18 protein-coding genes are annotated in these 19,804 nt (G+C 55.8%); 11 read left to right on the forward strand and 7 right to left on the reverse strand.

Going from position 1 to position 19,804, the window contains the following annotated elements; genetic code table 11:
• Positions 1–3 precede the first annotated feature (3 nt).
• On the reverse strand, positions 4–1,260 hold the full coding sequence (locus tag BV494_RS05215) for a SpoIIE family protein phosphatase (RefSeq protein ID WP_104924711.1): 1,257 nt from the start codon (positions 1,258–1,260) through the stop codon (positions 4–6).
• Positions 1,261–1,519: 259 nt separating this feature from the next.
• Here BV494_RS05215 and BV494_RS05220 point away from each other — a divergent pair, with 259 nt between their 5' ends.
• The 7 genes from BV494_RS05220 (at position 1,520) to efeB (ending at position 9,144) form a co-directional block, all read left to right on the forward strand.
• Positions 1,520–2,365, forward strand: a complete 846-nt coding sequence (locus BV494_RS05220) for a UDP-2,3-diacylglucosamine diphosphatase (RefSeq protein ID WP_104921889.1) — start codon at positions 1,520–1,522, stop codon at positions 2,363–2,365.
• Complete coding sequence (locus tag BV494_RS05225) at positions 2,356–3,519, forward strand: ceramide glucosyltransferase (RefSeq protein WP_104921890.1); 1,164 nt, start codon at positions 2,356–2,358, stop codon at positions 3,517–3,519. The genes BV494_RS05220 and BV494_RS05225 overlap by 10 nt, the downstream gene beginning before the upstream one ends.
• Positions 3,520–3,526: 7 nt before the next feature.
• A complete protein-coding gene (locus BV494_RS05230; RefSeq protein ID WP_104921891.1) occupies positions 3,527–4,096 on the forward strand; it encodes a DedA family protein in 570 nt (189 codons plus the stop codon).
• Positions 4,093–4,770, forward strand: a complete 678-nt coding sequence (locus BV494_RS05235) for a glycosyltransferase family 2 protein (RefSeq protein ID WP_104921892.1) — start codon at positions 4,093–4,095, stop codon at positions 4,768–4,770. The genes BV494_RS05230 and BV494_RS05235 overlap by 4 nt, the downstream gene beginning before the upstream one ends.
• 220 nt (positions 4,771–4,990) lie before the next feature.
• Positions 4,991–6,625, forward strand: coding sequence for an iron uptake transporter permease EfeU (efeU, locus tag BV494_RS05245; RefSeq protein WP_226790034.1), 1,635 nt, complete (start codon positions 4,991–4,993; stop codon positions 6,623–6,625).
• Between the two features lie 14 nt (positions 6,626–6,639).
• The gene (gene efeO / locus BV494_RS05250; RefSeq protein WP_104921895.1) at positions 6,640–7,866 is read left to right on the forward strand and encodes an iron uptake system protein EfeO; all 1,227 of its coding nucleotides are present in this window, start codon (positions 6,640–6,642) and stop codon (positions 7,864–7,866) included.
• 3 nt (positions 7,867–7,869) lie between these two features.
• Positions 7,870–9,144 carry an iron uptake transporter deferrochelatase/peroxidase subunit gene (gene efeB / locus BV494_RS05255; RefSeq protein ID WP_104921896.1) on the forward strand — a complete coding sequence of 425 codons (1,275 nt, stop codon included), beginning with the start codon at positions 7,870–7,872 and terminating at the stop codon, positions 9,142–9,144.
• Between the two features lie 56 nt (positions 9,145–9,200).
• On the opposite strand, the gene BV494_RS05260 is transcribed toward efeB, so the two are convergent.
• On the reverse strand, positions 9,201–10,109 hold the full coding sequence (locus tag BV494_RS05260; protein ID WP_104921897.1) for a LysR family transcriptional regulator: 909 nt from the start codon (positions 10,107–10,109) through the stop codon (positions 9,201–9,203).
• A 182-nt stretch (positions 10,110–10,291) separates the two neighbouring features.
• Between BV494_RS05260 and BV494_RS05265 the strand changes: the two genes are divergently transcribed.
• From BV494_RS05265 to BV494_RS05280, 4 genes are all read left to right on the forward strand, one after another.
• Positions 10,292–11,041, forward strand: a complete 750-nt coding sequence (locus BV494_RS05265) for a glucose 1-dehydrogenase (protein ID WP_104921898.1) — start codon at positions 10,292–10,294, stop codon at positions 11,039–11,041.
• A 297-nt stretch (positions 11,042–11,338) separates the two neighbouring features.
• On the forward strand, positions 11,339–11,743 hold the full coding sequence (locus BV494_RS05270) for a hypothetical protein (protein WP_226790035.1): 405 nt from the start codon (positions 11,339–11,341) through the stop codon (positions 11,741–11,743).
• A gap of 667 nt (positions 11,744–12,410) precedes the next feature.
• Positions 12,411–12,839: a hypothetical protein gene (locus BV494_RS05275; protein ID WP_104921899.1), complete on the forward strand. Its 429-nt coding sequence runs from the start codon at positions 12,411–12,413 to the stop codon at positions 12,837–12,839.
• Positions 12,840–12,966: 127 nt separating this feature from the next.
• Positions 12,967–14,595: a dipeptide ABC transporter ATP-binding protein gene (locus BV494_RS05280; protein WP_104921900.1), complete on the forward strand. Its 1,629-nt coding sequence runs from the start codon at positions 12,967–12,969 to the stop codon at positions 14,593–14,595.
• Here the strand turns inward: BV494_RS05280 and BV494_RS05285 are convergent.
• The 5 genes from BV494_RS05285 to BV494_RS05305 form a co-directional block, all read right to left on the reverse strand.
• Entirely contained in the window at positions 14,592–15,458 is an 867-nt protein-coding gene (locus BV494_RS05285) for a sulfurtransferase (RefSeq protein ID WP_226790036.1), read from the reverse strand. The two genes, BV494_RS05280 and BV494_RS05285, sit on opposite strands and share 4 nt — an antisense overlap.
• 4 nt (positions 15,459–15,462) lie before the next feature.
• Complete coding sequence (locus tag BV494_RS05290; protein ID WP_104921901.1) at positions 15,463–16,446, reverse strand: ornithine cyclodeaminase family protein; 984 nt, start codon at positions 16,444–16,446, stop codon at positions 15,463–15,465.
• A gap of 2 nt (positions 16,447–16,448) precedes the next feature.
• The gene (locus BV494_RS05295; RefSeq protein WP_104921902.1) at positions 16,449–17,447 is read right to left on the reverse strand and encodes a 1-aminocyclopropane-1-carboxylate deaminase/D-cysteine desulfhydrase; all 999 of its coding nucleotides are present in this window, start codon (positions 17,445–17,447) and stop codon (positions 16,449–16,451) included.
• Positions 17,448–17,510: 63 nt separating this feature from the next.
• Complete coding sequence (locus tag BV494_RS05300) at positions 17,511–18,893, reverse strand: M20/M25/M40 family metallo-hydrolase (RefSeq protein ID WP_104921903.1); 1,383 nt, start codon at positions 18,891–18,893, stop codon at positions 17,511–17,513.
• On the reverse strand, positions 18,890–19,804 hold the full coding sequence (locus tag BV494_RS05305) for an ABC transporter permease (RefSeq protein ID WP_104921904.1): 915 nt from the start codon (positions 19,802–19,804) through the stop codon (positions 18,890–18,892). Before BV494_RS05305 ends, BV494_RS05300 begins: the two co-directional genes overlap by 4 nt.

Consider the following 19,804-nt stretch of genomic DNA (forward strand, 5'->3'; position numbering starts at 1 on the left):
ACTCTACAGTTGCTGGCCCCGGAGGCCACAATAACGAAAACCTAAAAAGGTCATATCATCGCGGCGTTGCTGATGGCCTTGCCAGTCAAGATAGGCCTGCATCATTGCTGCCGACAGTTCGGGTACCGGTGCTGAACGGTGCTGTTCAAGCAACGTTTTCACCTTTTTCTTCCCGAACATAATGTTGCGGTCGCCACCCACCTGATCGGTCAGGCCATCGGTATAAATAAACAGTAGATCCTGCGGATTCAGCGGGGTTTCATGCAGCGTCCAGCGATAGTCCGCGGGCGTTTCGGTATACCCCACGCCCATCCGGTCAGCACTGAGCGCCACCGCTTCTTCGCTTTCAGCCGGTAACAGAAACCCGGAAAGACGCGCGCCGGACCAGATCATCTTCGCTTCACGCGGGTCGATAAATGCCGCCATTGCATCGCAACCGTCGTTCGACGTGGACGTTTGGTTCGACCGTTCGGACTGCCCGAGCGTTTGCTTGATGAAATGATTCACGTGACCGAGCAGTAAATCCGGGCGGTTGGCCGGGCATTGCTGCAAGGATTTATCCAGCGCCGACGACAGGATCACCGTCATGAACGCGCCCGGCACGCCGTGACCGGTACAGTCAGCGACAAACAGCAGCCAGCCGCCGTCTGTTTCATGAAACGCATAGAAATCGCCACCCACTACATCTCGCGGCTGCCACACCAGACTCCAGTCTTTGAGCTGCGTCGCCAGCGTGTTATGCGACTTGTTGAGCATCGACTCCTGGATCACGCGTGCGTATTCAATACTTTGCATGATTTGCTGATGTTGTTGCGTCTGGACGTTCGATACCGTTTTGATGACGTCGATCCCCAGACCCATGCCGATGTAATGGCCGCCGGCGGTGAGAATAAACCCGTCAGTGACCGAGCGGTCGCCGGACTCCACCATTTTTTGCGCCAGTTCATCGAGCGTACTGTCGGAATCAATCACCAGCGGATGTTTGTCCATAAACGCAATACAGCTTTTACGGTCATACAGCTCACGAAAATAAGGGCGGGTCATCTGGGAAAGAAAAATATGACGGTTGATCAGCCCGAACGGGCGGCTATCTTCGACGACGGGGAGGCTGATCAGCGCAGGGTGCTGGGTGAATAATTCCATCACTTTCATATTGTCACTTTCCGGGGTGACAAACGGGACATCAATACACAATTCCCGGGCAGTTAAAGAACGGGAGCTGGGCGTAAATTGTCTTTGCAAATAGCCTGAGCGTTCCATGTTGGCAGATCCGGTCACGATAAAGATGAACAGATTACTGCGGAAATATTTCAGTTTATCGACGCCATTAAGAAAAATCCGAGTGACCGGCAATAAAAACATTTCCTTACGATGAATAATTAACTCCCCGCCGTACAAATTCCCGCTTTAAGAAAACCTTAACGAAACACCTCTAGGATAAGTATTACCTCATTATCGTTTTGCCTTTTTTCTGACGATGTTGAAGACCGGAAATCTGGAATACTGACCGGAGTATGTGATGACACGATATGAACTTGCCAGCACACCAACGCGTTTCCGCAGCCTTTTCCTCTCCGACCTCCATCTTGGCTCCCGAAGATGTGAAGCTGAAAAACTCCTGACTTTCCTCAAAAACCATGAAGCCGACCATATTTATCTGGTCGGTGACACGTTTGATATCTGGCACCGGCGGGCGGTTCACTGGACGCCGGGCCACGACCTCGTCATCGATTTATTGTGTGAACGGGCGAGGCAGGGCGTCCGGGTGATTAACCTGCCGGGAAACCATGACCCGCACGGTGAAACGCTCCATCCCGCCCAGTCTGTTCTGAATGCACTGATGCCCGGCTACCGCTCGGTGGTCCACGACACCCCGCAAGGTAAACGTTATCTGGTTACGCACGGCGACTGCTGTGATTTCTGGCCGCTGCGGTCATACACGTTTTCGCGGCTGGGCAGCGGTATTGACGGGCTGTTGCAAGGTTCGCTGGCGTCCCGGCTGTACCGGCGAGCCTGCGAAACGCCGGTCTTGCGTTTGCTGATCCTGCCCTTTATCCGCGCCACCGATCTGTTTGCCCTTCAGGCGCTGCGGGTGATGGAAAACCGGCTGACCCGTCTGGCGCTCGGCGGTGGATACGACGGCATTATTTGCGGTCATTTACATCGCCCCGTGTTGCAGCAGCGGCAGGAAGTGCTTTACGCCAACTGCGGCGACTGGGTGCAAAACATGAGTGCGATTGCGGAAGACTCACAGGGGCAGTTCGTCATGCTCAACGTCGGGCAACATCACGCTCCGCAGCCACAGGAATTCGGGGAGCGCGTCTCGCCAGAGCATCATAATGAAGGGGCATCATCATGGCTTTAAGCACCGCAATCATCGCCACCTTTGGCAGTTTTCTTATCATGCTGCAATTCACCTCTCTGGCGATCGCGTACTGGCGGTTGCGCCGTCGTGAGAAGCGGAATGAAACACAGGAAACCGCAGAATTTATCGCACTGATCAGGCCGCTGTGCGGGCTTAACGCTTTTGAAGAGGAAACGCTGCGTTCAAGCTTTCATCAGAATTACCCCGATTACGAAATTGTGTTCTGCGTGGCATCGCGCTTTGATCCGGTGATCCCGCTGGTGGAAAAGCTGATTGCAGAATATCCGCATCAGCGTGCACGTTTGCTGACCGGCGACGACAAAATATCGGCGAATCCGAAAGTGAACAATCTCAACAAAGCGTGGGAAAACACCACCGCCAATGTGGTGGCGATGGCGGACAGCAACCTGCTTTTACCGCCGGATTATCTGCGCTCGCTGGCGAACACCTTTGACGGTGACACCGGGCTGGTGAGTTCACCGGCCATCGGCATCCGCCCGGAGAATTTGTGGGGCGCGGTGGAAGCCGCCATGCTGAACACGCATCAGGCGCGCTGGCAGTATCTGTCTGATTTTCTCGGCAACGGATTTGCGCAGGGGAAAACGCTGTGCTGGCGGCGCGAGGTGCTTGATAATGGCGGCGGTCTGGCGGCGCTGGGGAATGAACTCGCCGAAGACGTGGCTTCCACCAAACTGGTGCGCCGCGCCGGGCTGAAGGTGCGTTTACCGGCGCGGCCTTTTGCACAACCCGTCGGGCATCGCAGTCTGGATGCGGTCTGGAGCAGGCAGCTGCGCTGGGCGCGTATCCGCCGGGACGGTTTCTTCTGGTTGTTCGTGCCTGAAATTATGATGGGTTGCCTGCCTGCGCTGGCAGCCGTCCTCTGGCTGACCGCCAGCGGTGATTTGCCGCTGATCGCACCGTTCGCGCTTTTTGCATTATGGTTCGGCGGTGAATGGGCGCTGGCAAAAGCGCTTGGCTGGCCGCATCAGCTGAGGGATATTCTGGCGATGTGTCTGCGCGATATTCTGCTGCCCGCATTGTGGTTATGGTGCTGGGCCGGGCGCGGTTTCTCCTGGCGCGGAAACCTCTCAGGTGAGAAAACTCTGTTAGTTGAAAAACACCCCGCGCCTGTGAGCCACTCGCCGGGAAAATAAGGACCCTATGTTTGCTCTTGAAACCCTTGAATCACTGATTAAAGCGCACGGATTACTGTTTCTGACACCGCTGGCGATTATCGAAGGCCCGGTGGTGACGGTGCTTGCGGGCTACTTTGTTCGTCTGAATTACTTCAGTTTAGCCACGGTTTTGACCGTGGTAATGGCGGGCGAAGTGCTCGGCGATATTCTTTTTTATTCGCTCGGGCGCTGGGTGATCGGGCCTGCCGGACAACCGCCCAACTGGCTGGCGCGCCTCGGGCTGACACAGCCCAGACTGGAAAAAATGGTGCGCAGTTTTGAGCATAAAGGCGGCCGGTTGCTGGTGTTAGCCAAACTGACCCATTCCGCCGGTGCCCTGGTGCTGACCGGCGCTGGCATGGCGCGTATGCCGCTCATCCCGTTTTTCTTCTACAACATCATCGCCGCCATTCCCAAAAGCCTGTTTTTGCTGGCGATTGGCTGGATGTTTGGCGACATCATCGCGCAGGTGAACAACTGGATCCTGTACGTCTCTCTGGGGGCGTTGATCGTGCTGGTCGCCGTCGGTGTGATGTGGCTGAGGCCAAAAGAATGATCACCGTAAGCTGCATTATTCCGGCTCACAACGAAGCGTTGCGAATCGGCAGCGTGCTGGACGCCGTGCGCAATCATCCTCTGCTATGCGAGATTATCGTGGTGGACGACGGTTCCACGGATAACACCGCATACGTGGCGCGGCAAAAGGGCGTTCGCGTGGTCAGGCTGGCGAAGAATCAGGGCAAAAGTCACGCGGTGGCAGAAGGCATTGCGGCGGCAACGGGCAGCCATCTGCTGATGCTGGATGCCGATCTGGTGGGGCTGAATGCGTGCGATATCACGCGGTTGATTCAGCCGGTGAGTCAGAATCAGGCTGACGTCACGATCAGCCTCAGGCGCAACAGCCCGTGGATCTGGCGGTGTATCGGGCTGGATTATATCTCCGGCGAGCGGGTATTTGCGCGCGACCTGCTGGCAACGCGGCTGGACGAGATCCGGGCGCTTCCGCATTTCGGGCTGGAAGTCTGGATAAACCGGCTATGGATCGCCACCGGATTTCGCGTCCAGGTGGTGAGCTGGCAGGGCGTAATCAGCCCGTACAAAGCCGCCAAAATGGGCTGGCTGCGCGGGTTAATGGCGGATGTGTCGATGATGCGCGATATCTTCCGCACCATCAGTGTGCGTGAATCCGTGCGGCAAATCATCAGCCTCAAACGGCGCAGTCAGGCGTGATTTTGGCCGGAATGTGAACGATAATTTTCTGCGCCGCTACCCTCATTTTGAAATTTTACCTGCACGGTTTTTATTTGGTTACAAATAAAGCACTCTTTACACCTTATTCTTATTTTTACATCACTCTGTTGCAAATCCTCATACTCGATTTCTTCCTTCCCCCTCCACCAACTGATATCAATTATCATTAATAATTGATAATGCTTCTTGTTGCCTTGGAGTGACCGCTTTGCTTGCCACTTTTATTATCGGACTTCGTGAAGGTTTAGAAGCCGCGCTTATCGTCGGAATTATTGCGGCGTTTCTCCGGAAAAATGGCAAGAGCCTGACCGCGATGTGGGTCGGCGTGGTGCTTGCCGTGGTGCTTTCTGTGGTGGTCGGCGTGGCGCTGGATCTGACCGAACGCGCGCTGCCGCAGGCGGGCCAGGAAGGGATGGAGTCGGTCATTGGCGGCGTCGCCGTCTTCTTCGTTACCGGCATGATTTTGTGGATGAACACCCACGCTCACAACATGAAGAAAGCGCTGGAAAGCGAGGCCGCGCAGGCGATCAGCCAGTCAAGTGCCTGGGCGCTGGCGAGCATGGCATTTCTGGCCGTGCTTAAAGAAGGTTTCGAAACCAGCGTCTTCCTGCTGGCCACTTTCTCGGTGGCGCAGTCGGCGGCCTGGGCTGCCGTCGGGGCAGTGATCGGCCTGCTGGTGGCGGTATTTATCGGCTGCGGGATTTATTACGGCGGCATCCGCATCAACCTCTCGCGCTTCTTCCGCTTCACCGGCCTGTTCCTGATTTTCGTCGCCGGTGGACTGATCATTACCTCACTGATGACCGCGCACGAAGCGGGCTGGCTTAACATCGGGCAGCAGCGCGTTGCCGATTTGTCATGGCTTGTGCCGCCGGGCACGGTTCGTTCCGCGCTGATCACCGGCGTTCTCGGTATTCCTGCCGATCCGAACCTCATCGAAACCTTCGGCTGGGTGCTCTACATCGCCATTGTCACGGTGATGATTTACTGGCCCGCAAACCGTCGTCCTGCGCCAAAAGTTACCGCCCGCGCCTTGCTGGCGTCTGCCGCCGTGATGGCGCTGGCGGCGGTTTCGCTGTTCCTGTTTTATCCCTCCTATACGCTTCAGGTGCCCGATACCGCGCCGCTGGTCGGGAATGACGCGCAAAACGCGGCAGGGCAGTTACAGCTTCAGCCGGTGGCCGGAAACGGTTATCAGCTGAGTGTAAAAACCGCCAGCGGCAGTGCCACGGCGATAAACCTGCCTGCGGATGCGTCAGCGGCGGGCAGCCAGGCCGGTGTGCCGACGGACGAATGGACGGTTAAAAGTACCTATTCGCCGCCGGACGCGCCGGGGATTCTGGATCTCGATCAGGTGGTGGCGCTTTACGGCAACCGCGTACCCATCGGGCTGGATCCGGCGCAGCATCCGGGACCGTATCAGGCGGCGTGGACAATTCACTGCACCGTTCAGGTTTCCGTGGCGCAGGGCGTATTGCTGGCGGCCAGCGGACAGGCCGACGAAGTGATCACGCTTTCGGGCAGCGGCCTGCAATCCCCGCGCACCGTCACGGCGCGTCATCCGACGGCGGCGGCGTCTGACTGCAACTGGCAGACGAGCGTTGCATACCAGCAGAACGTCTCGAACGCGCTGCAACAGAGGCAAATTTATCAGGATTCTTACCGTTTTTGGGCGTACATGTTGCCAGCACTGCTGGCGGCGCTGGCCCTTATTTTTGTCATCTCTGCACTACGGGTTCTCTTGAAGCTCCGCAATGTACGGCTTTCTGTTTCGGCTAAAGACGGCCTGTCATTCGGTTCCCCATTACACACTGGCTTGCCAAAAAATAAATAAAGGATAGGAAACTTATGCGCGTTAAGACGTTTAAGAAAAAAGAATCTCTGATCACGGCCGCAGGACTGACGGCGTTGCTGATGTTCTCCGTGGAAGCGCCTGCCAATGCGGCATCCGTGGCTCCGGTGAAAAACGGCGTTTCTGAAGTGAATATCACCATGACCAGTGCGGCAGACGGCACCTGCGTGGTCGATCACGATTCCGCAAAAGCCGGTCCGGTGACCTTTAACGTGGTGAACAAAACCGCGACGTCGATTACCGAATTAGAGCTTTTGAGCAACAACCGTATTCTGGGCGAAAAAGAGAACCTCGCGCCGGGGCTGCCTGCGGTGAAATTCACCCTGACGCTCGACGGCGGGAAATACCAAATCTATTGTCCGGGCGCAAAACGTGAACTGATCGACTTCACCGTGACCGGCAAAAGTGCCGCGCAACCAGAGGGCAGCACCGCCACTATCCTGGCGCAGGGCACCAAAGATTACGCCACCTATGTGAATGGCGTGGTGGACGCGATGGTCGTGGCCGTTAACCGCCTCAAAACCGATATCGATGCCGGTGATTTGGCGGCAGCCAAAGCCGATTACGCCAAAGCGCGTCCGTTCTACGAACGTATCGAATCCGACGTGAACGGCTTTATTTTGCCGGGCTTCAAGGCGACCGATAACGCCGGAAATCTGGATTACCTGATCGACATGCGTGCGTCCAATCTGGATCCGAAAGCGGGCTGGCACGGTTTCCACGCCCTCGAGCGTGACCTGTTCGGTCAGGGTAAAATCACCGCTGAGACTAAACAAACGGCCACTGAATTGCAGCAGAACGTGGTGCGTCTGGACGCACTGACCAAAGCGCTGACTTACAAACCGGAAGATCTGGCTAACGGCGCAGCCGACCTGCTGGAAGAAGTGCAAAACACCAAAATCAACGGGGAAGAAGAGGCATTCAGCCACTTCGATCTGGTGGATTTCGCCGGTAACGTCGAAGGTGCTCAGCAGGCATTTGCTTACCTGCAACCGGGTCTGGAAAAAATTGATCCAGAGCTGACTAAGCAGGTTGCCGCACAGTTCGCTGCCGTTCACGACATGCTGGAAACCTACCGCGACTCAAAAGTGCCGGGCGGATATAAATACTACACCGCTGAACTGAAAGCGTCTGATGCCGCCAAACTGAGCCGCACGATTCAGGCGTTGCAGGAACCGCTGTCAAAAATCGCCGAGAAAGTGGCGGCGAATAAAGGAGCCTGATGAATGAGCGACAAACTCAGTCCGGCCAGGGAGGCCGGTAAGTTTTCCCGTCGTGAATTGCTCAAAGGCGCCGTGGCAGGTGCCAGTGCCCTGGCTATTCCGGCGGTCAGCTATGCGCACGGACAGGCCACGGCCGCCCGCAACCCGGAAGATACCATTGACCTTTCCCGCCAGTATGCTTTTTACGGTCACGAAGGACAGGCGGGGATCAGCACGCCGCCGCAGCGCCATATCATGTACATGACGTTTGATCTGACGACCTCCACGCGGCAGGACTTGCAGATTCTGCTGGCGCGCTGGTCGTCGGCAATTGCGCAGCTGATGAAAGGCGGCACCATCGGGCAAGTTGAACCTGCACGTGACAGCGGCGTCGGGATGGATACCGGTGAAGCGATGGATCTCGGCCCGGCGTCGCTGACGGTCACCGTCGGTCTGGGGCCACGCGTCTTTACGGACACATTCGGGCTGGCGCAGCACAAACCGGCGCTGATGCGTAACCTGATGCCGTTGCCCAGTGACGACATGCAGCCGGAACTGACCGGCGGCGATTTGTCATTGCAGGCCTGTGCGGACGATCCTCAGGTGGCGTATCACGCCATCCGCGATCTGGCGCGTATCGCCAAAAGCACCGGCGCAGCGCAGACCCGCTGGACGGTGATGGGCTTTGGCCGTGCGTCCGCCGGAAAAGGGCAGTCCACGCCGCGCAATCTGTTTGGCTTCAAGGACGGCACGCGCAACATCACCGGGAAAGCGGATTTCGACAAATATGTCTGGATCAAAGACGGTGGCCCCGCGTGGCAGCAAAACGGCAGTTATCAGGTGGTGCGTAAAATTAAAATCCACATTGAAAGCTGGGACACCGACCGCGTCAGTGACCAGAACAATGTGTTCGGACGCCACAAAGTGTCCGGCGCGCCGTTAACCGGCACAAAGGAATTTGATACGCCGGATTTTAAGAAGAAGGATGCTGACGGAAACCTGATTATTCCTGCGACCGCGCACATCAGTCTGGCGTCGCATGAAAACAATCAGGGAGTTAAGATTTTACGCCGCTCTTACAACTACACGGACGGTCTGAATAACATGGCGCAGCTGGATGCCGGTTTATTATTTATCAGTTATCAGAAAGACCCCGCACAGTTTGAAGCGCTGCAAACCCGCCTGGGTTCGTCCGATGCGCTGAACGAATACATTTCCCACATCGGGTCGGGGATATTCTTTGTGCCGCCTGCGCCAAAAGAAGGGTCGTATATCGGCGCGGAAATGTTCGAATCCTGATTGCCACAGCAGAGATCAGGTCAGTAAAACAAAGCCAGCAAACATCGTTTTGCTGGCTACTGACCGCTGACTTTTTGCGGAAAAGTTTCCACCAGCCAGTCGATAAACACGCGCAGGCGATGAGGAACGTGGCGGTTTTGCGGATAGACCACATGGAACGGATAGGGCGCTGGCCGCCACTCTGTCAGGATTTCCACCAGTGCTCCGCGTTGCAGCGCCTCGCAAATGGAATAGCTGAACGTCTGGATAATCCCCAGACCGGCCATTCCGGCCGCCAGATGGGCGTTGCTTTCATTCACGCCAATACGGTGATCGACCTTAATTTCCGTTTTCCCGCCATCTCGTTCAAAACGAAACGGAAAAGCCCGGCCATTCTGCGGTGAAAGATAACTCACCAGCCGGTGGCCATTTTTCAGTTCATCGGGATACGCCGGTGTGCCGAAGGCTTTCAGATAAGCCGGTGTCGCGCAGGTGATAAGCGTCGCATGGCCGATATAGCGGGCAATCAGCGAAGAGTTGTCCAGCGGCCCGCCGCGTATCACGCAGTCCACATTGTCACTGATGAGATCCACAGGACGGTCAGAAACGCCCAGATCCAGACGGATTTCGGGATAACGCGCCATAAAATCAGCCAGTGCCGGGATCAGCACATCGCGCGCCGTCGAGCCGCCGACGTCAATGCGCAATAGCCCGCGTGGCTTGCTGCGCACGGCGTTAAACGACGTATCGACATCTTCCAGATCACGCAGAATACGCGCCGTTTTTTCATAATATTCGTTGCCTTCCGGCGTCACCGTCACGCGCCGCGTGGTGCGCTGTAACAACCGCACGCCAAGATGCGCTTCCAGTTCCTGCACCGTTTTGCTCAGCGTCGCATTGGGCATATCCAGGGAATCCGCCGCGCGGGTGAAATTCCCCGCTTCAACCACCCGGGCAAATGCCCGTATTGCCGTTAACTGATCCACTCGCTTTTCCCGCCAGTTTTCTGATGCTTTGATTATACATGTACAGGAATAGTCATTTTCATTTTTCGCTATTTTTCAATAAACCGTCTGGCGCTAAATTATCCCCATGCCTGAGGCGGCGGACAACGGTCACAAACCTCCGGCAACCTGACTTAACCTAATCTGACTTTGAGGTATAAAAAATGACAACTCCACTGAGTGGTAAAATCGCACTGGTCACCGGCGGGACAAGCGGCATCGGTTTGGGAACAGCGAAAGAGCTGGCAGAACAGGGCGCGCAGGTCTTTATCACCGGACGCCGTCAGGCAGAACTGGACGCAGCCGTCGCTGAAATCGGCGCTGCGGCAACGGGTATCCGCGCTGACGCTTCCGTTCTGGCCGACCTTGATGCGGTTTATGCACAAATCGCCAAAGCGGCAGGGCGTCTGGATATTCTGTTCGCCAATGCCGGTGGCGGCGACATGCAACCGCTGGGCGGCATCACTGAAGAACACTTCGACCGTATTTTCGGCACCAACGTCCGTGGCGTATTGTTCACGGTTCAGAAAGCCTTACCGCTGCTGACCGATGGCGCATCAATCATTCTGACCGGCTCCACCACTTCGGTATTAGGTACGGCGAGTTTCAGCGTGTACAGCGCCAGTAAGGCCGCCGTCCGAAACTTTGCCCGCTCCTGGGCGCTGGATCTGAAAGACCGCAGCATCCGCGTCAACGTCGTCAGCCCCGGCCCGATCCGCACACCGGGCTTAGGCGACCTGGTCCCGGAAGAACACCGTCAGGGCCTGTTCGATGCGCTGGCCGCACAAGTCCCGTTAGGCCGTCTGGGTGAACCGAAAGAAATCGGCAAAACCGTCGCATTCCTGGCCTCTGATGCCGCCAGCTTCATCAACGGCGTCGAACTCTTCGTCGACGGCGGAATGGCGCAGGTCTGAGTATTAAAATAAAAGTGAAAATGAACCGGCGGGGTACTGCCGGTTTATTTGTGTTTTTCATTATTTAAAAATAAATCAATCATGTATTTAATTGTCTCTAATATACTTTGTTTTGTGATGATTTATGTCGCACGTTAGCCGGTCGTATTGATATGCAACTCAGGACAGGCAATGGTAGAAAGTCTGAACTAAAGTTATCTAAAATTTTACCGATAACAGTCAGAGCTATAGGCGGTAAATAGCATGTTATTTTAATAATAAATTATTCTGGATAACATTTAGCGAGGATGAGTGATTATGAATAAAAATTTTAGAATGATAATGTTCACTACGTTTTTTGGGTTGGCTTCATTACCAGTAAAAGCTAATGATTCTAGTGTCTTGGGCAAAGCTTGTAAGGCTGCTGTAGCTTCTGTATTTGGCCGAGATCATAAGTCAATGAAACTCGACAAAATAGAAGGTGACGTAGCATTCGTACATTATATTAGGTCGAGTGACCATTCTCTATGGGCTGTGAAATGTAAATTGGATGGAGACCGTGTCATATGGGCATCAAATAATCCGGATGATTCTAAACGATGGAGAACTGATCCACTTGATGATGTAGTAAAATATTCGATAGAAGACACGATGCTTACTATTACTCAAGAATACACCGATGGTTCAAGCTCAAACGATGAATATAAATTATCTGGTTTATAACTAAAAAATTACATCAGCACAGGCTCAGACTAAAATTATCAGGTACAGATAGAGTTAAAAAAGGGCCAGTTCATTGCACTCATCTTTACAAACGATCGCACTGTTCGTCGATGGCGCAATGACACTGGCCAGATAGTCTAAATGAGGTGGTGATATTCTGCAGGTTTATTGAGATTATGATCTAATTTATTATAGTGTCAGGATGTTGTATTTTTTCAAATCCGGAAAATCTATACCAACTTAATCATTAAACTTAAAATAATATCTAACTCGATCCGGTAACTATTCCTAATTAAATGCTTCCTACCTAGTGATTATAGCTCTGCTGTATTGTTTTCATTATTTACATTGATATAAAGCATTTGTTTGGTATGTCCCAATAAGATATAACCTCTAAAATCCACTGGGGGTTATAATAGGTAATCAAACGTGTACGGCGTTAACCGGAGAAAAACAAGATATTATCTCTCTGAGATTTGAACTCTGCGCCTCACTTGAAGACAAATGTCAGACAGTACATTGCGGTCAAGTACGGCTGTTTTACATTCATGTCGCAGTATCGAGCCCAAAACGTCTGCCACTGAACTCTGTCAGTTATCAATAGTTCGATAAATCGTTACTGTTACTTTATGTTAATATTTTTATAACTAATGCAAGGATTGCGGTAATGTTGAGTGCGATAAGGTTTTTTCTGAAGTCCATACTTGCGATAATTATTCTGATCGTTATTTCAGTGATTCTTTTTATCTTTTTCTTATATTTCATGCTCATCTATACGCTGGACGGCAAGGTTTACAAGAGATCAAATGTCTTTGATTATTATCTTTTAACCCCAAAGCTATTCAGGGATGCCCCCGATATCTCTAAGAATATTTTGTACTACACACGGGCTGACGATAATTATGGCTTTACACAAGAACGGGTCACATGGGAAAACGTGGGGGACATCATGGTAGCGAAGAAAAAGGTTGAAAATTTTCTGTCAGAAAATGGTATCAAAAACGGAGAACTAAACAGCATGGGAGAAACATATTCAATTGTTCTGGATGGTGATGATATCACCCTGGTGTTGATCACTTGCACCCGATACTGTTGAGTCAGATCTTTCCCAAACAAACCGGCATAACCCCGCACAAAACCATCTAACCCGCTGTCTGCATTCCGGTTGTCACCAAAAGATATACGATATATTCTCTAAGTTCATTTATTCGCCGGATTTGCCCATGACGAACGCCAGACCGCTTCTTGATGTCCGCTCTCTTGCCATTCATACCGCCGCCGGTTTGCCGCTGGTGAAACCGGTTTCGTTGCAGGTGAACCGCCGTGAAATTGTGGCGCTGGTCGGTGAGTCCGGTTCGGGGAAAACCCTGAGCTCGCTGGCGCTGATGGGGCTGTTGCCGCCCGGCGTGAATATGACCGGCGGTGAAATCTGGCTCGATGATCAGAGGATTGCCAGCCCGCACACGCCTTTCGACACGCCGGTGCGCGGGAAACGGCTGGCGATGATTTTTCAGGAACCGATGACCAGCATGAATCCGGTGCTGAAAGTCGGGGAGCAGATTGCCGAAGTGATGGTGCGTCATCAGCAACTGAGCTGGAAACAGGCACATCGCGAAGCCATTGCGTTGCTGGCTCGCGTCGGGATTGTGAACCCGGAACAACGGGCGAAGCAGTATATCCATCAGCTTTCCGGCGGGATGCGGCAGCGGGTGATGATCGCCAGCGCCATCTGTTGTAAACCGGCGTTGCTGATTGCCGATGAGCCGACGACGGCGCTCGACGTCACCATTCAGGCACAAATTCTGACGCTGTTGCAGGAACTGCAACAGGAAATGGACATGGGGATTTTGCTGATTACCCATGACCTGAGCGTGGTGGCGCGTTACGCCGACCGGGCTTACGTCATGCATCAGGGAAATCTGGTCGAGCAGGGGCCGGTGGCGCAACTGCTGACCCATCCGCAGGAGCCGTATACCCGCAAACTGATTGGCGCGTCGCAGCCGGAACCGCGTGAAAAGACCGCTGAAATCAGTTTCGATGCGCCGCTGGTGCGGTTGCGCGGGCTGACCAAAAGCTATCCGCAGGCGCAGCGTCTGCCTTTTGTTCCGGCGAAACGACAGACGGTGCTTTTCCCGACCACGCTGGATATCCGCCGGGGTGAAATTCTCGGGCTGATTGGCGAATCCGGTTCCGGCAAAACCACGCTCGGGCGCGCCATTATTGGCCTGACGGACACCGACAGTGGCGATATCGAATTTGACGGCGTCTCGCTGACACTGGCCAGCCAGGGAACGCGGCAGAAAATGCGCCGCCGTGCGCAGATTATTTTTCAGGATCCTTACGCCAGCCTGAATCCGAAAATTCCTATCGGCGAACAGATTGCCGAACCGCTGCGCGTGTATAAATTGCGGCCTGCTGCGCTGATTCAGGCGCGTGTGGAAGAATTACTCAAACTCGTCGGGCTGGAAGCGCATCACGCCAGCCGTCTGCCCGGCGCGTTTTCAGGCGGTCAGCGTCAGCGAGTGGCCATCGCCCGCGCACTGGCGCTGGAGCCTGAATTGCTGGTGGCAGATGAAGCGGTGTCGGCGCTGGATCTTTCCGTTCGCGGGCAGATTCTGGCGCTGCTGGATCAGTTGCGACAACAACTCGGCCTGACCGTGCTGTTTATCAGTCACGATCTGGCGGCGGTAAAACAGGTGTGCGACCGCGTGGTGGTGCTGTATCACGGTAAAATCGTGGAAACCGGCGAAACGGCGCGGGTTCTGCGTGCGCCGCAACATCCTTATACGCAAACTTTACTGGCCGCCGCGCCCGATATCACGCGGGCGCTGCAACTGCGTCAGGCGGGTTAACAACCCGTCAGCATCGGCAGTTCGCCATGCTCCGCCCATTCGTGCCATGAACCGACATACACCGCCAGCTGGCGATAACCCGACAGCTGAAGCGCGGTGTACACCGTAGCCGCCCGTGCGCCGCGATGACAATAAATGATCACCCGCCGGTCAGGCGTTAAACCCGCGGCTTCTGCCCGCTGACGGATTTCCTCCGCGCTGAGAAATGCGCCGTTTTGCACCACATCTTCCCAGAACAGCAGCTTTGCGCCGGGGATCCGGCCCGCACGGTGACAGCATTCGTGCGCGAATTCGCCGCTGAATTCCGTCGGGCGACGCGCATCCAGGATTTGTATGCCGCTGGCCTGCGCGTTCAGTACTTCATCGCGGGTGGCGGTCAGGTCTTTCCGGAAAACGGAAGTGGTTAACGTATCCGGATTATCTGCACTGATCACCGCGCTCTTGCCGGTGCCGGGCTGCAATTTGCCGCCTGCCTGCACCCAGGCCTCCAGCCCGCCGTCCAGTATCAGCGCATTTTCGATGCCGCCGAACTGCGTAAACCACACGCCGCGCGGGGAACGCATACCGACCTGTTGTTCGAAGAACACTGGCGTGACGTTGTCACGGATAGCCAGTTGTTGCCACGCCCGGTGAAAGGCATTCGCCATTCCCGCAATGCCCGCCGGAGTGCTGTCGGGAATAAAATAATCGTACACATTGAGATGAAGCGCGTCGGGCAAGGTTTCGGCCTGCCATTGCGAAAATTCACGGACATCAATCAGGGCAAATGCCTGCCCGAGCTGGCGGCGCGATAACAGTTCTGCGGCGCTGATCAGCCGTTTGTGATTGAGAATGTGTTGAGCGGGTAAAGTGGAAATAGCCAAAATCTTACTCCGGGAAAAGCGATAAATGCGTGCCCGTTCCGCGTTCGGCGGCGAGTTTTAGGACGCGCGATGCGAGGGCAATATCAAAAACGTTGAGGCCGAAAGAGGAGAAATACACGCTGTCGTCAGCCGCTGGTCGCCAGCCGTCGAGCAGCAGATTGCCTAAATCGGCGTCAACGTGTTCGGGCAGGAATTTTCCGGCGCGGTACATCTGGAACAGGCTTTTGGCGCTGGTTTCACAGAAATCACCCCATAAATCCACCAGCACGCGCGTCGAGCGGTTAATCGCTGCAAAGGAGACTTCGTGATAGCCAACCTGAATCACCAGACGACCGGGGCGGATGGCTTCAGGCCCGAGCAGCGGTTCGGCGGCGCTGGTACAGGTGATCACCGCGTCAGCATCCTGCGCCAGTGCAATCTGAAGATCGGCAACCCGAATCAGCGGCCAGGGGAGTTGGGCGGTTTCAAACGGCAATGCAGACGCGCGGCGATCCCACCAGCTGACCTGTTGCAGATGAGGGAACAAGTGGCGAAGCATGTCGAGATGCGCCATCGCCTGAACCCCGGCACCGAGAAGTAACACGCGCTGAACCGGACGTGGCGCGGCATGGCGCAGCGCAAGGGCCGACACCGCCGCCGTGCGCGTGGCGGTCAGCGCGCCGCTTTCCACCAGCCCGAGCGGCTGGCCGTTATCGGCACGGTTAATCAGCGTCAGCGCCATCGCCTGCGGCAGCTTGTCATTTGCGTCCGGGCGATGTGCGGTCCATTTCACTCCGGCGGCATTAAACCGCCCGCCCACGCTGGCGGGCAGCGCATACGCTTTGCCACGCGGCGTGCCTAAACTGACGTGGGTTTCCGCTGGCATCTGCGCCGCATTCTGGCGCATCAGCGTGACAACGTCACAGATATCTTCCAGCGCCGCCTGCGGATCGGTGCCGCCGAGTGCCACCACGTCCGCGCGGCTCAGTGTGCGAAAACCGGATGTCATATTCAGTGCTCCAGCAACGTTTGTGCGAAGGGATAAAGCGCCGGTGAGCCGCCGCAGTGCACGAAAATCACCCGCGAACCGGCGCTGATTTTACCTTGTTCAGTCAGGCTGATTAAGCCGTGCATCGCTTTGCCGGTATAAACCGGATCCAGCAACACACCTTCAGCCTGTGCAACACGATAAATGGCATCGATACCGCCGTCAGAAGGCACGCCGTACGCGGTGCCAACAAAACCGTCTTCAATCCAGATGTCTTCCGGCGTCCAGCTTTGCGGCCATTCGAGCAGGTCAGCGCAATCCTGCGCCATCGCTGAAATGCGGGTCTGGAACCATTCGGCTTTCGCGCTGACGCTGATACCGACAATTTTGGTGTCCGGCCAGTAACGGCGTGCACCGACGTACAATCCGGCCAGCGTGCCGCCGGAGCCGGTTGGGGCGACGATGACGTCCGGCGCAGGTTCGCCGCGTTCTTTCAATTGGGCGTCCATTTCTTCGATGGCGCGGACATATCCCAGCGCACCCAGCGGCGTGGCACCGCCCAGCGGAATGATCAGTGCTTTTTCGCCCCGCGCCTGTGCGGCGTCAGCATGTGCGTTCATCGTGCCTTCAATCTGGGTGAAATAGCCGTCCGGATCGAGAAACTCCAGTTCCGCGCCAAACAGTTTGTCGAGCAGCAGGTTGCCCTGATACACCTCTGGCTGATTGCCACGCAGCACCAGCACCGGTTTCATGCCGAACTTACGTGCAGCGGCGGCGACCATGCGGGCGTGGTTGGACTGATGTCCGCCGGTGGTGATCACCACATCGACTTCCTTGCGGCAGGCGTCGGCCATCAGATATTCCAGCTTGCGGACTTTATTGCCGCCGCCGCCAAAACCGGTGTAATCATCACGTTTGATGTCCAGCGTGATGCCGAGTGAGTCGCCTAATGTGGTCAGGCGCTCAAGCGGCGTGGGGAAGAACCCCAGTGAAACTCTTTCAAAATCATCGGACTGTTTCATGCTAAATATCCTGCTGGTTTATTTTTAAAACTTTCCCGGGAGTTGACGCAAAACGCCTGTGGCTTAAACCGCTGGCGTAGAAAAGGGAGGGCCATTGCTGAATTCGGTGATCCAGTCGGTGACCGATTGCTGAAAACGTTCGAGTCCGCGCAGCGTGACAAACTCATTCACGCCGTGCGCGTTGCCGCCGTGGCCCAGCCCGCCAATCAGAAAGGCCGGAGCCACGCGGGCAAAGGTGTAAGCCGGTGCGCAGCCGGGTGCCCACGGCCAGATTTGCGGTTTCGCGCCCTGCATTTCGTAGCTGGTGAGCAGGGCATCGACGCCGGGGCTGTGGTGCGCAAAGCGGTGACCGGGATAACAGTCGTCGAGTTCCAGCTCCACGCCGTCGAATTCCGGGCGGGAAAGCGTCTGGCGGATCACCGTCAGCAGGCTTTCACCGTCAATACCCGGCGGGACGCGCAACGCTATTTCGGCGCTGGCACCGCACGGAATGACACCGCGCGAATCCAGCGGATCGCTGCGGATTTCAGAAATATTCAGCACCGCGCCGTTGATCAGCTGTTGCAGGCAGGCCAGCGTATCGCCGCTGACCGATAACGTTTCACTGCGGCGGAACGTTAATTCGTCGGCAATGCTGAACTGTGCGGCGAGAGTGGAAAGCAGCCGGCTGGCTTCCTCGTCGATCACCTGACGGGCGATCACGCCGCTGTTATGGGCAGGCGCGATGGCATTCAGCGCCGCCACCAGCCGCCAGACGGGATTCGCAATCCAGTTAGCGTTACTGGCGTGAATTGCCGCAGACGGGCCGCCCCATTTGCCGCCGCTGACTTTTAACCGTCCGCCGCTCAGCCCGCTGAAACCGAGATAGACGCGCGGTTCACCGCCGCCATATTCACACAGCGACGGGAAAAAGACCGCGCTGGCGGTTGAAACCGGGCAAGGATCCTGCGCCAGATAACGGCGCAGCTCGCCGCTGCCCGTTTCTTCTTCGCCTTCCAGAATAATTTCAATATTGACGCTGAGTTTTCCGCTGTCGCACAGCGATTTCACCGCCATCAACATGCCTGCCAGCGGGCCTTTGTTGTTTTCGGCACCGCGCGCAATAAACACTTCTCCGACGCCCGGCCAGTCGGTCACGCCACCGCTGAACGGCGGAAATTCCCAGCCCGTAGCCTCTGCGGGCATCACGTCATACATGTTGTAAAGCACCAGCGTTTTTTCCGCCTGCCGGTCAATGCGCAGATGCACCAGCGGCGGGGCGCTATGTGACGTTTGTTCGCTCACCGCCAGCACCGGAATGCCGCCCAGTTCAGCGCGGATCCAGTCTTCCAGCCACTGCGCCAGTGCGCGTTGCTGATCAATCTGCCCGGAAACGCTGGCGAACGGTGTGATGGCAGACAGCAAATCCAGCGTCGGGTAAACCGGTGGCGTAATGGAAATACTCACAGGCGGATCCTCGGGTTCAGTACGACATAGAGCAGGTCGATAATCAGGTTGATGCCGACAAATACCAGCGCCGCCAGCAGCACAATGGCCTGCACCAGCGGGAAATCACGGTTCTGAATGGCCTGCACGGCAAGGCGGCCAATACCCGGCCAGGCAAAAATGATTTCTGTTACCAGCGCACCGCCGAGCAGCGAGGCGAAATACATACCCTGAACGGTGATAACCGGGATCAGCGCATTGCGTAATCCGTGGCGCACCACAATCCGCCAGGCGCTCAGCCCTTTGGCGCGGGCGGTGCGGATGTAATCCTGCTGCATCACGTCAATCAGGCTGGCGCGGATCAGGCGTGCAATCGCGCTCATGTAATACGCGCCGAGGCTCAGCGCGGGCATGATAAGCTGGCTGGCGCTGCCATAACCGCCGGACGGCAGCCAGCGCAGGTTGAGGCTGAACACGATAATCAGCAGCAGCCCGAGCCAGAAAACCGGGATGGCCTGACCGCTGAACGCCAGCAGGCGCGAGAGCAAATCCCACGCTGTGTTCTGATACAGCGCGCTGATGATGCCGAGCAGCAAACCGGCCACCGTGCTCCAGAGCAACGCGCTGACGGCGAGCAACAAGGTGGCGGGAACGCGCTGACCGATTAACTCTGTGACCGGCTGGCTGTAGCGCAGGGATTCGCCGAGATCGCCGTGTAAAACGCCGTTCAGGTAATGCCCGTATTGCCAGATGAGTGAACGGTCAAAGCCCATGCTGTGGCGGAAATTCTCGATTTCCTGCTGGCTCGAACCGGGCGGCATCATGACCGCGGCCGGATCGCCGGTAAGATGCAGACTGTAGAAAATCAGCAGGGAAACGCCGAACATCACCAGCACGGATTGTCCGAGGCGTTGCAGGATATAACGCAGCAT

It is taken from the genome of Rahnella sikkimica (genome assembly GCF_002951615.1).
In the GTDB taxonomy this organism is placed as follows: domain Bacteria; phylum Pseudomonadota; class Gammaproteobacteria; order Enterobacterales; family Enterobacteriaceae; genus Rahnella; species Rahnella sikkimica.

Bases quoted from the DNA above. Each gene is read 5' to 3' on its own strand.
- BV494_RS05235 (WP_104921892.1), top strand. From the start codon at position 4,093: ATGATCACCGTAAGCTGCATTATTCCGGCTCACAACGAAGCGTTGCGA.
- BV494_RS05295 (WP_104921902.1), bottom strand. From the start codon at position 17,447: ATGAAACAGTCCGATGATTTTGAAAGAGTTTCACTGGGGTTCTTCCCC.
- BV494_RS05220 (WP_104921889.1), top strand. From the start codon at position 1,520: ATGACACGATATGAACTTGCCAGCACACCAACGCGTTTCCGCAGCCTT.
- BV494_RS05275 (WP_104921899.1), top strand. From the start codon at position 12,411: ATGTTGAGTGCGATAAGGTTTTTTCTGAAGTCCATACTTGCGATAATT.
- efeO (WP_104921895.1), top strand. From the start codon at position 6,640: ATGCGCGTTAAGACGTTTAAGAAAAAAGAATCTCTGATCACGGCCGCA.
- BV494_RS05265 (WP_104921898.1), top strand. From the start codon at position 10,292: ATGACAACTCCACTGAGTGGTAAAATCGCACTGGTCACCGGCGGGACA.
- BV494_RS05230 (WP_104921891.1), top strand. From the start codon at position 3,527: ATGTTTGCTCTTGAAACCCTTGAATCACTGATTAAAGCGCACGGATTA.
- BV494_RS05270 (WP_226790035.1), top strand. From the start codon at position 11,339: ATGAATAAAAATTTTAGAATGATAATGTTCACTACGTTTTTTGGGTTG.
- BV494_RS05290 (WP_104921901.1), bottom strand. From the start codon at position 16,446: ATGACATCCGGTTTTCGCACACTGAGCCGCGCGGACGTGGTGGCACTC.
- BV494_RS05280 (WP_104921900.1), top strand. From the start codon at position 12,967: ATGACGAACGCCAGACCGCTTCTTGATGTCCGCTCTCTTGCCATTCAT.
- BV494_RS05215 (WP_104924711.1), bottom strand. From the start codon at position 1,260: ATGGAACGCTCAGGCTATTTGCAAAGACAATTTACGCCCAGCTCCCGT.
- BV494_RS05305 (WP_104921904.1), bottom strand. From the start codon at position 19,804: ATGCTGCGTTATATCCTGCAACGCCTCGGACAATCCGTGCTGGTGATG.
- BV494_RS05225 (WP_104921890.1), top strand. From the start codon at position 2,356: ATGGCTTTAAGCACCGCAATCATCGCCACCTTTGGCAGTTTTCTTATC.
- efeB (WP_104921896.1), top strand. From the start codon at position 7,870: ATGAGCGACAAACTCAGTCCGGCCAGGGAGGCCGGTAAGTTTTCCCGT.